Below are 9,980 nucleotides of genomic sequence, written 5' to 3'. Positions count from 1 at the left end.
CCGGTCACAAGGACCGGACTCGTGATGACAGTCCCGAGAACATCAACCTGACCCGCGACTACCTTCTCGACGCCCAGCGGCTCATCGCCGAGACCTCTTCTGCCATCGGGTTCTTCAACGCCATGATGGCGCTGCACCCGAAGCGTCTGAATCCTGGCGCGCTCTGGAGCGGGGCTACTGCCCTGTTCGGATGAAACCATCGCAACGGCAAGGCGACGGGTGAGGGCCTCGCCAAAGGTACGATTTGCGTCGTACCTATCGGAATGCTCTACTGACAAGGTACAAGTTTGTTCGTACCTTAGGAGCACCGCAATGCCAGACGACGTCGCACGAACCGCCACGGCGATCGGGACCCGTTACCAACCGGGACCTCAACCGGCGCTGATGCTCCCCGTGGTCCTGTTGGCCGTGTTCATCATTCCGATGAGCATCTCTGGGTCGGCGATCGCGTTACCCCGCATCGCCACGGACCTCGGGGATGACCCCACCGGCCTTCAATGGGTGGTGAACGCCTTCAACGTCGCGTTCGCAGTCTTCGGGCTGGTGTGGGGGGTGGCCTCCGACCGCCTCGGCTACCGCAACACCTTTCGGCTGGGCATAGTCATCGTGTTGGTGTCGTCTGTCATCAGTGTGGCGGCGACCAACCTGCTGATGCTGGACGTGGGCCGATTCATCACCGGCGTCGGCAGCGCGGCCGTGCTCACCGGCGCCTCGGCGATCCTGTCCAACGCCTACACCGACGCGAAGCGGGGTCGAGTCTTCGCCATCTTCGGGACCACCATCGGCTTGGGACTGGCACTGGGACCGACGCTGTCCGGGGCGCTCACTGCCTGGCTCAGTTGGCGTGGAGTCTTCGGCGCCCACGGGCTCGTCCTTCTGATCGCCCTGGCAGGAAGTGTGGCGATTCCCCATGTCGCGCACGTTCTGGATCCGGACAGGAAGATCGTGGACTTCTCGCTGCTACGCAACCCCCACTTCCTCGCCCTGTGCCTCGTCCCGGTGGCGGGAGCTCTCGGATACGTGACGCTGCTGACCTATCTCCCCGTCGCGCTGAGTGGGGTCGCCGGACTGTCCGCAGGCACCTCTGGACTCTTCATGCTCTTCGCCACGGTGCCCGTTCTGGTCGGCCCGATGATCGCCTCCCGGCTGATCGCGACGTTCCCGAAGATCTCTTCGATGACGCTGATCTACGCCGCGCTGGCCTGCCTCGCACTGGGAGTGGCTGGCATGTTCCTGCTGACGCCGGGGATTGCGCTGGCATGGCTGGTGGTTCCGATGCTTCTGGTGGGATTCGGTTTTGGGCTTCCCCTTGGGCTCGTCGACGGTGAGGCGCTGGCCAGCGTCCCCGCCCACAGCAGTGGAACGGCCGCAGGAGTACTGAACTTCATGCGCATCGGCAGCGAGGCCGTCTTCGTCGGTCTCTACTCCGCAGTCCTCGCGTGGCTGATCGGACGCGCGATTTCAGACCGGGCCGTTGCCAGGGCCACCGCCGCAGGCCACTCCGGACACGCCCAGGTGTACGCGGACGCCTTCCACTGGGTCATCGGTGCGCTCGTCATCCTCGTACTCGTGGTGAGCGTCGCCATCGCCGTACTGCACCGTGCCCGCGTCACTGCCGCGCGCCTGGAACCCGTCGCATGCGCCAGCTGACCGACCCGCACCCGGCGGGAATCGAAAGGACGAACATGAATAACGCAGTCGCAGACAGGACTTCGCTCACCGGCAAGGTCGCCATCGTCACCGGCGCCGCCAGTGGCATCGGCCGGGCCAGTGCGCTGTTGTTGGCGAAGCGAGGTGCCAGTGTCGTGATCGGCGACCTCGACGAGGCGGGCGGCAAGGAAACGGCAAGCCTCATCGGGGATTCGGCGCTCTTCGTGTCCACCGACGTGTCCGACGAGGACTCATTCCAGGACCTGGTCCGCTCGACACTCGCCGAATTCGGGCGCCTCGACATCGCCCACAACAACGCGGCGATCTACCTGACCGGAGAGAACATCGCCGACACCGACAAGAAGACCTGGGACCGGGTCATCGCCATCAACCTGACGGGGACGTTTCTGGGTCTGCGCGCCGAGATCCCTGCGATGTTGAAGACCGGAGGTGGATCCATCGTCAACATGTCCTCGGTCGCCGGCTTGGTCGCGCAGCCAGGGCAGCCCGGCTACGTGCCGTCCAAGCACGGCGTCATCGGTCTCACGAAGGCGGCCGCCATCGAGTACTCGGGCCAGGGGATAAGGGTCAACGCCGTGCTACCCGGGCCGACGCGCACACCGATGACCCAACAGCTGATCGACGGTGACCCTGAATTCCTCGGGCAGCTCACCGCCGCGATACCCATCCAACGCCTCGGAGAACCGGACGACATCGCCGAGGCAGTCGCCTGGCTCGCCTCAGATGCGGCATCGTTCGTGACCGGCGTGGCCCTTCCGGTCGACGGTGGCTTCACCGCCCAATAGTCGCCGCACCCGTTGGGTTTACGACGTCGAGCAGATGAATACCGGTCAAGGACACCAATCCATGAACGCCGAGCCACGCCGGGTCCTGGTGACCGGAGCGACGGGCAAGATCGGGCGACGTGTGGTGTCGGAGCTGACGCCGCACGTGCAGGTGCGCGCCTTGACACGCAACGCCGCGTCGGCCGGACTGCCGGGGGTAGCCGAGATCACCGAGGGTGATCTCACCGATGAGCGGGCGATGCAGCGCGCACTGGTCGACGTCGACACCGTCTTCCTGCTCTGGCCTCTACTTTCCGCCGAGGAGGCGAAGCCGGTCGTCGCCGCGATCGCACGCCACGCCAAGCGCGTCGTGTACCTTTCGACGGCGGGGGCCGGCGACCCCGCCGACCGGGCGTCCAACGCGATCAGCGCCACCCATCACGCTGTCGAGCAGTCGATCGAGGGTTCGCTCGCGCACTGGACGATGGTGCGGCCCACCAGCTTCGCCTCGAACGCACTGCTCAACTGGGCCGGGCAGACTCGCAGCGGCGATACGGTGCGGTGGCCATTTGCCGATGCTCGGCTCTCACTCATCCATGACGGCGACATCGCCGCCGTCATCGCGCGGGCACTGCTGGACCGCGCCCTCTCCGGCAGGAGGCTGTTGTTGACGGGCCCGAGCGCGATCTCCCAGAAAGCGGCAATCAGCGTCGTGGGCCGAACGATCAATCGTCCATTGGCGTTCGAAGAGATCACCGTCGAAGTCGCGCGCGAACAGATGCTCGGCGGGGGTATGCCGGCAGCGGTCGTCGATGGCGTCCTCGGCTACTGGGCGTCGCGGGTACTCGAGCCGGAGCCCGTCACCGATACCGTCGCGGACGTCATCGGCACGCCCGCCCGATCATTCAGCGAATGGGTGGCCGAGAACGCCGACGAATTCGGCTGAAACAACCTGCCCGAGACCATGTTTGGGGCCGCGATCGCCGGTCACGGGATCACTGCTTGGCTAGTGCCTGCTCGGCTTCGGCGGCGAGCAGGTTGAGCAGGCCGGGGAAGCGTTGGTCGAGTTCCTGCCTGCGTAGCTTCACGCCGCGGCGGTTGCCGTAGTCGGGATGCTCGATCAGGCCTGACTCTCGTAGTAGGCGGAAGTGATAGGTGCAGGACGATTTCGACACCGGCAAGTTGAACGACGCGCACGTGCGTTCCGTGTCCACGGGTGCAGTGACCAATTCGAACACGACCCGACGCCGGTGCGGGTCGGCGAGGGCCGCCATGATCGTGCCGAGTTCCATCTCGTCGGGGGCGGGGTGCCCTGATTCGTCGGACAAGAGGAACCTCCCTCGGGCCAACGCTGTGAAGGTGTCGGCCACGTCACATGAGTACGAATTTCATCGTACCATCGGAAGGGATGCGGCACCCAGCCGCGGAGGGTTCGGCCGAGGCGCCGCGGAGTTCCACACGGGGGCAATCCAATCGCGAAATCGCTTGGCCAGTCACGGGCGGAGGGCGACGAGTGGCTCCAGCAGCCGCATCTGCACGTCGTAGGGCACCTGTGCTTGCGTCAGGTCCCACATGACCTCGTCGATGCCCAGATCGACGGCGCGCAGGAGATCCCTACCCACCTGATCGGGTGATCCTGCGAACGGTGGTCGCCCCAACTCGGGGATCGGAACCTCCGTGACCGCATTGTTCACTCGGGCGACGATCCGGCCAGGGCCTGCGGCTTCTGGAAGTGCGCAGCGGTATGCGATGACCTGCTGCTCGAACTGACGCCACTCCTGCGGCATGGGGTGAAGTCCGAGGCCGAGCCGCCCCGCCCTCTCGACGGGGGCGACCGCGTCCTGCATCACGCCGACCAGTAGGGGCGGTCCGCCGACTTGGAGCGGCTTCGGGCCGATCTGTGATTCGGGGATCCGATAGAACCGACCGTCGAATTTCACCGGGTCCGGTTGCCACACCGCCCGCAGTGCCTCGAGGAACTCTTCGAAGCCCGCTCCGCGGCGCCGCCACGGAATGTTCGCGGTGTGAAACTCGTCGATCGACCAGCCCTGGCCGATTCCGACGTCGAGACGCCCCCCGCTGAAGTGATCGAGGGTGACGAGTTGGCGCGCGAGCATGGCGGGTACGTGAAACAGGGCGTCGATGACGCTGGTTCCCAGACGCACGCGGGAGGTGTGGCCCGCGACGAAGGTCAGCGTCTCCAGTGGCGCGAACACGTCGGCGTAGTACTCGGGAATTCGCCAACCCTCCCAGGGCGCGTTCTTCGGTCGCGTCGGTCGTAGCAGGCGCTCCAGCGCCCACAGTGAGTCGTACCCGAGATCTTCGGCGTACGTGGCGAACTCGGCGATCCGCTCGGGCGTGGACTCCGCACCGTAATGGGGAAGTCCCAGTCCCAGCTTCATGGTGATGCTCCGTTTCCGCGTAGGAGTGTTCCGCTAAGGCTGATAGGGCAGGCCCGCTGCGGCGAGCCCTTCCAAGGCCAAGCTGAACGGGAGGTCCTCGGTGATGCGCCGTCGCAGCCGTTGATTGAGCGTCTGCTTCTGCAGGGACCGCCACAGGGCCGGGCGTGCGGCGATGCCGCGTGCGATGTCCTGGCCGCGGGCGAGGGCTTTGTCCGCAGGCAGGACCTCGCTGACCACGCCCCAGTTCTGCGCCGTGCTGGCGTCGATGATCTCACCGGTCCACAGCAGCCAGCGGGCGCGGGCGGTCCCGACGACTTCCTCCCACACGATGCTCACCCCGTCGCCTGCGCTGAGGCCGAATGCAGGATGTGTCGGATCACCATAGGTGGCGGTGTCGGCGGCGATGTGGATGTCGGCCGCGAGGAGATACTCGGTGTGCACGTCGGCCCGTCCGTTGGCGACGGCCACTACGGGGATCGGGAGATCGACCAGGCGCTGAAGTGTCTTGATGGCTTCGGTGCGAATCCGACGCTCCCAGTGTTGGGGTTTGAAGACTTCGCCGAGGCTGTCGCCGTCGACCCCCGTCATGAAGGCGTCGCCCGTGCCGGTGAGGACCATGACCTTGTTGTCGGCATCGTCCGCGATCTCTTCGAGCAGGACGGGGAAGTCGGTGTGGGTCTGACCGGTGAACACCAGTGGACCACCGTCGGTGTGCAACCGGACGGTGATCACGCCGTCGTCCGTGCGATCGACGGCGAAGTTCTGGAATCGGGTGAAGTAGGCAGGAGTTGGCATCTTCGTCACCGCCCGCCTTCACTTCGTACGAGCAGGTTCGATGATCCGAGGTGCTCGCGGAAGAAGCTCACCGCGGCGTCGGATGCCTTCGGAAACTGTTCGAGGTACACCGAGTAGTGGCCGCCGTCGATGAGTACCAGTGCCTTCGGTTCGTGGGCTTGCTCAAAGGCGCGCAGTGCCAAATCGGTTGGCGCCGTGGTGTCGTGGGTCGGTTCGATGAGCAGCAACGGGGTCGGTGAGATGCGGGTGATCCAGCGCCCCGGCTCGTACATCCTGGAGCGACGGACGGACTGCAACGTCATGTCGTTGGACCACACACCCGCGGGAATCGGCTGATGGTAGAAGTCGTAGGTATCGCTGGAGTGGTAGGAAGCCGGTGCTGCGGGGTCGGCCGAGACGAACCTCTGCGTGCGTGGTGGCTCTCCGCGCAATTGGGCGCGCTCGTCGTCGTTGAATGCCTCCTCCAGGGCGGCCACGTCCTGGGGTGCGACGCGTCTGCTGCCGGATTCCCAGCCGTCAATGGTAGGGGCTTGACTCACGACGGCACTGACCCGCCGGTCGGTTGCGGCAAGGACGAGCGCATGCCCACCGGCGTAACTAGTGCCCCACAGTCCAATTCGCTGCGGATCGACGTTGTCCAGACTTTCGAGGTAGCTGATCGCCCTGCGCCAATCCGCGATCTGGGCCCACGGGTCGATGTCGCCGCGCGGGAAGCCTCCGCTGGTGCCGAAGTTGCGGTGATCGTGTACGAGGACGACGAAACCCCCGGCGGCGAAGGCTTCGCCGGCTTGTTCCAGACCGTGCCACTTGGTGGCGCCGAAACCGTGCGCCATGGTGATGGCAGGCAGTAGTCCCTCGACGTCGTCCGGTTGAAAGAGCCAGGCGGAGAGCACGGTTCCGTCAGCGGCGGCGAACTCGACGTCAGTCTTGCTGGTCATGATTGGGATCTCCTTGATTGGGGGTTCGACGGTCGGCCTCGTTCATTGCGCGAGGAAGCCCCCGTCGACGGCGACCGTCGCGCCGGTGATGAAGGACGCGGCGTCCGAGGCGAGCCAGGCGACGGCCTCGGCGACCTCGGCGGGCTCACTGAGCCGCTGAATCGGTTGTCTCTCGGTGAGTTCTTCCACCCAGCCGGGATTGGCGCGGATGATGTCCTGAACCATGGTGGTGTTCGTGGTCCCGGGCATTAGGGCGTTCACGCGGATCCCGCGACCGGAGTACTCCACCGCCGCAGCCTTGGTAATGCCGATGACTCCGTGCTTGGAGGTGATGTAGGCGACCTGGCCGATCTGAGCCGTCGCTCCGGCCACCGAGGACATGTTGATGATCGAGCCGCCGCCGGTCGCGAGCATAGCGGGAATCTCCGCCCGCACGGCCAGGAACGTGCCGGTGAGGTTGACCGCGATGACCCGGTCCCAGTCGGTCTTGGTGGAATCGGCCACCTCATTGCCACCAAGGTTGATTCCGGCGTTGTTGTGGGCGATGTCGAGTCGCCCGTAGGTCGACAGGGTCTGGCGGATCAGTTCGTTGACGGAGTCCTCGTCGGCGACGTCGACGGGGACGAAGATCGCGGAACCGCCGATGGCACCGACTGTTTCCTTCCCACCGGCCTGGTCCAGATCGGCGACGACCACCCGTGCGCCACGTTCGGCCAACAACGTCGCCGAGGCTCTACCGATACCGCTGCCGGCACCGGTCACGATGGCGACCTTGCCTTCGAGAGATGTCTTGTTCACGGAATGACCTTCAGTTCGCGAAGCTCGGTGAAGATGTCGAGGAACATCTGCTCGGTTTCGGCGTATTCGTGAAAACCGGCACGGCGAAGCTTCGACGTGTCGCCGAACATGTCGTAGTCGATACCGAAGATGAAGTCGCCGAAGTCCCAACAGGACACCTCTTCGTAGGAATGCTTGAGTCCGTACTTTGCGGACATCTCATTCCAGAGCTCCTCCTTGTCGGCCATCACCACCTTCAGCGACATCGGTAGCGGCGAGGCTTCTTCCATGTCGAAGAAGCGGGCGATCTTGGGCCACATCTCATTCCACCGGAACAGATCACCGTTGGCGACGTTGAAGGCCTGTCCCGCAGCGTGTTCGTCGGTCGCCGCCCACACCGTTGCCTTGGCTAGCAGATCGGCGTCGGTCATCTCCAACAGTGAGGTGTAGGCGCCGGGCTTGCCTGGGAAGCGCAGCGGAAGCCCCAGTTCCCTTGAGATGGAGGCGTACACCGCGATGGCCAGCGCGAGGTTCATCGGATTGTTGAGCGCGACTCCTCCGACATGGGAGGGCCGCAGGGCCGACCACGTCCACTCCTTGCCGTGCTGTCTGCGCTCGAGAAAGTTCTGCTGATCGACGTTGAACTCTGGGGGCATGTGTCCGCCGTCGGTTTCCCGGGCTGGGGTCTTGAATGGGCCGAGATGCGCGCCGTAGACCTTGTAGCCCTGCATGAGGCTGATGTGCCGCAGCCCGGGTGCGACCGGTTCGATCGCGTCGACGACGTTGACCAGCATCGCGAGATTGGGAGGTACCAGCTCGGCCCAGCTGGGCCGATCTTGGAAGGCCGCATAGAAGACGTGAGTGACCTCGGTTAGGCCACTTAGCTTTTCGCGGGTGTCCTCGGAGTCGAGAAGGTCGACCGCGAGGTAGCGAACGCGCTCCGACTCTTCGCCACCGCGTCGGGAGAGACCGACGATGTCCCAGTTGCTCAGGGATCGGAGCTGTTTGACGACTTGCCGTCCGACGACTCCGTTGGCGCCGACGACGACGGCGACGTTCTGGTTAGTACTCATGAGGGCCTTTCCGTTGCTCTGGATTGCACGCCGGCCGGGCGGGGGCTGACGCTCCGCCGTCGGGACGTCGTTTTGCCGTCGGGTGTTCAGCCCGCTTGGGTCTCGGCGACGTCGACGAGTCGTTCCCGGTTCTCAATTGCCCATTCGCGCAACGTCGTCGAGGGTCGTCCGGTGAGGAAGGGCACGTCGTCGCGGACGGTCCCGATGTAGCCCATGCGGCCGTCGATGACCTGGCGGGTGAACTCCACCGCGGCGTCGGCGTACCACGATTCGACGTCGACACCTCCGGTGGTGAAGGTTTCCTTGAACTCCTCGGGTCCCAGAACCTCGCAGTGGATCTTCTGCCCGAGTGCGTCGGTCAGGATGTCGGCCACCTCTGGACCGCTGGCGACCTCGGTGGACAGCCAGTAGTGCTTCCCGGCGTGCTTGGTGGGGCCATCACGGAGCACGGCGGCCGCCACGTCGGCGATGTCGCGGGCGGCGATCCAGCCGACGCGGCGATCGCCCCAGAAGATGCGGAACGTTCCGTTGCTGATGGGTGTCATGTTCGACAGCAGCTCCATGAAGACGTTGGGATGCAGGTGAGTCCAGGCGATCCCGCTTCCTTCGATGTAGCGCTCCACCATCACGTGCCAGGCGAAGTGGGGGTCGGTGACGTCCCAGTTGGTGAACGCTCCCTGGTGCACCACGTGCTCGACTCCCGCCTTTACCGCGGCGTCGACCAGTGTCTTGCATTGAGCGAGCATGGCCACCGAGTAGCCGGTCAGCACGAACAGTCGGTTCACTCCGGCCAGGGCCAGCGGGAAGGTGCTGGGGTCGTTGAGATCCAGCAGAACCGCCTCCCGGCCCTCGGCCTGCCACTTGTCGACCTGTTCTTGCTTGCGTGAGGCGAGCCGAACTGTGACGTCGCCCGGCTCGCGGTCGAATGCGTCGACGAGGTGGTTGCCGACCTGCCCGGTGGCACCGGTCACCAAAATAACCGGTCGCGACGAATCACGTTCTTGGTGAGGCGTATTCATGTTCTTGCCTTTCTGTCGTCGGTTGTGAGCACCCCATGAGGGGTTCGTTCGCCCTTGGGCGGAAGTGGTGCGAGGCGGATCCTCGAAATCCGTTGTCCCAAGAGGCTAAAGCTGGCTGGTGCGGCGGACATCGCATGAATCCGTGAAGTCTTTTCTGACCAGGGCGGGGGAGTGCCATACATCAAGAGTTGCGCTAGGTTGCGGACTCCGCAAGTACGCACAATCTTGTGCTGTAGTATCAATTTCGATACCAAGGAGGTGGCGTATGCCTCGCCCACCCATATGTGACGAGTTCGGCTGCCCCGTCGAAGTCACCCAGAGCGTGATCGGCGGAAAGTGGAAGGGCGTGATCCTGCACTTCCTGCTCAGCGGGACCAAGCGCTTCGGCGAGCTCCGCCGACAGTTCCCTGCCATCACTCAGCGAATGCTGACCCTGCAGTTGCGCGAACTCGAGGCCGCGGGCGTGATCGACCGCAAGGTCTACGCCGAGGTCCCGCCAAAGGTGGAGTACTCGCTGACAGAGTTCGGCCTTACCCTGCAG

At 64.8% G+C, this 9,980-nt stretch carries 11 protein-coding genes and 1 pseudogene; 5 read left to right on the top strand and 7 right to left on the bottom strand.

Annotated features, from left to right (window positions below; all coding sequences use genetic code 11):
• The 4 genes and pseudogenes from ACRDUX_RS38825 to ACRDUX_RS38810 all read left to right on the top strand — a co-directional run.
• A pseudogene (locus ACRDUX_RS38825) lies at positions 1 to 194 on the top strand (MBL fold metallo-hydrolase); the annotation flags it as partial.
• A gap of 118 nt (positions 195 to 312) precedes the next feature.
• On the top strand, positions 313 to 1,650 hold the full coding sequence (locus ACRDUX_RS38820; RefSeq protein ID WP_526422528.1) for an MFS transporter: 1,338 nt from the start codon (positions 313 to 315) through the stop codon (positions 1,648 to 1,650).
• A 35-nt stretch (positions 1,651 to 1,685) separates the two neighbouring features.
• Positions 1,686 to 2,456, top strand: a complete 771-nt coding sequence (locus tag ACRDUX_RS38815) for an SDR family NAD(P)-dependent oxidoreductase (protein WP_526422526.1) — start codon at positions 1,686 to 1,688, stop codon at positions 2,454 to 2,456.
• Between the two features lie 61 nt (positions 2,457 to 2,517).
• Positions 2,518 to 3,381: an NAD(P)H-binding protein gene (locus ACRDUX_RS38810; protein ID WP_526422524.1), complete on the top strand. Its 864-nt coding sequence runs from the start codon at positions 2,518 to 2,520 to the stop codon at positions 3,379 to 3,381.
• A 49-nt stretch (positions 3,382 to 3,430) separates the two neighbouring features.
• Here the strand turns inward: ACRDUX_RS38810 and ACRDUX_RS38805 are convergent, their stop codons facing one another.
• From ACRDUX_RS38805 to ACRDUX_RS38775, 7 genes are all read right to left on the bottom strand, one after another.
• The gene (locus ACRDUX_RS38805; protein ID WP_526422522.1) at positions 3,431 to 3,763 is read right to left on the bottom strand and encodes an ArsR/SmtB family transcription factor; all 333 of its coding nucleotides are present in this window, start codon (positions 3,761 to 3,763) and stop codon (positions 3,431 to 3,433) included.
• A 165-nt stretch (positions 3,764 to 3,928) separates the two neighbouring features.
• Positions 3,929 to 4,837 (bottom strand): TIGR03619 family F420-dependent LLM class oxidoreductase, encoded by a 909-nt coding sequence (locus tag ACRDUX_RS38800; protein WP_526422520.1) that lies wholly within the window; start codon positions 4,835 to 4,837, stop codon positions 3,929 to 3,931.
• A 33-nt stretch (positions 4,838 to 4,870) separates the two neighbouring features.
• A complete protein-coding gene (locus ACRDUX_RS38795) occupies positions 4,871 to 5,632 on the bottom strand; it encodes an enoyl-CoA hydratase/isomerase family protein (protein ID WP_526422530.1) in 762 nt (253 codons plus the stop codon).
• 5 nt (positions 5,633 to 5,637) lie between these two features.
• Positions 5,638 to 6,570 carry an alpha/beta hydrolase gene (locus ACRDUX_RS38790; protein WP_526422518.1) on the bottom strand — a complete coding sequence of 311 codons (933 nt, stop codon included), beginning with the start codon at positions 6,568 to 6,570 and terminating at the stop codon, positions 5,638 to 5,640.
• Between the two features lie 42 nt (positions 6,571 to 6,612).
• Positions 6,613 to 7,368 (bottom strand): SDR family NAD(P)-dependent oxidoreductase, encoded by a 756-nt coding sequence (locus ACRDUX_RS38785; protein WP_526422516.1) that lies wholly within the window; start codon positions 7,366 to 7,368, stop codon positions 6,613 to 6,615.
• Positions 7,365 to 8,420 (bottom strand): SDR family oxidoreductase, encoded by a 1,056-nt coding sequence (locus tag ACRDUX_RS38780; RefSeq protein WP_526422514.1) that lies wholly within the window; start codon positions 8,418 to 8,420, stop codon positions 7,365 to 7,367. The genes ACRDUX_RS38785 and ACRDUX_RS38780 overlap by 4 nt, the downstream gene beginning before the upstream one ends.
• 86 nt (positions 8,421 to 8,506) lie before the next feature.
• Positions 8,507 to 9,391 carry an NmrA family NAD(P)-binding protein gene (locus tag ACRDUX_RS38775; protein WP_526422512.1) on the bottom strand — a complete coding sequence of 295 codons (885 nt, stop codon included), beginning with the start codon at positions 9,389 to 9,391 and terminating at the stop codon, positions 8,507 to 8,509.
• 313 nt (positions 9,392 to 9,704) lie between these two features.
• Between ACRDUX_RS38775 and ACRDUX_RS38770 the strand changes: the two genes are divergently transcribed.
• Positions 9,705 to 9,980 (top strand): winged helix-turn-helix transcriptional regulator (locus ACRDUX_RS38770; RefSeq protein WP_526422510.1); only part of this gene is annotated, 276 nt, incomplete at its 3' end.

It is taken from the genome of Mycobacterium sp., from assembly GCF_050701675.1.
In the GTDB taxonomy this organism is placed as follows: Bacteria; Actinomycetota; Actinomycetes; order Mycobacteriales; family Mycobacteriaceae; genus Mycobacterium.
The sequence above is the reverse complement of the archived record's forward strand: the minus strand, read 5'-3'. Positions and strand labels throughout refer to the sequence as shown.

Bases quoted from the DNA above. Each gene is read 5' to 3' on its own strand.
- ACRDUX_RS38800 (WP_526422520.1), bottom strand. From the start codon at position 4,837: ATGAAGCTGGGACTGGGACTTCCCCATTACGGTGCGGAGTCCACGCCC.
- ACRDUX_RS38780 (WP_526422514.1), bottom strand. From the start codon at position 8,420: ATGAGTACTAACCAGAACGTCGCCGTCGTCGTCGGCGCCAACGGAGTC.
- ACRDUX_RS38795 (WP_526422530.1), bottom strand. From the start codon at position 5,632: ATGCCAACTCCTGCCTACTTCACCCGATTCCAGAACTTCGCCGTCGAT.
- ACRDUX_RS38820 (WP_526422528.1), top strand. From the start codon at position 313: ATGCCAGACGACGTCGCACGAACCGCCACGGCGATCGGGACCCGTTAC.
- ACRDUX_RS38815 (WP_526422526.1), top strand. From the start codon at position 1,686: ATGAATAACGCAGTCGCAGACAGGACTTCGCTCACCGGCAAGGTCGCC.
- ACRDUX_RS38810 (WP_526422524.1), top strand. From the start codon at position 2,518: ATGAACGCCGAGCCACGCCGGGTCCTGGTGACCGGAGCGACGGGCAAG.
- ACRDUX_RS38790 (WP_526422518.1), bottom strand. From the start codon at position 6,570: ATGACCAGCAAGACTGACGTCGAGTTCGCCGCCGCTGACGGAACCGTG.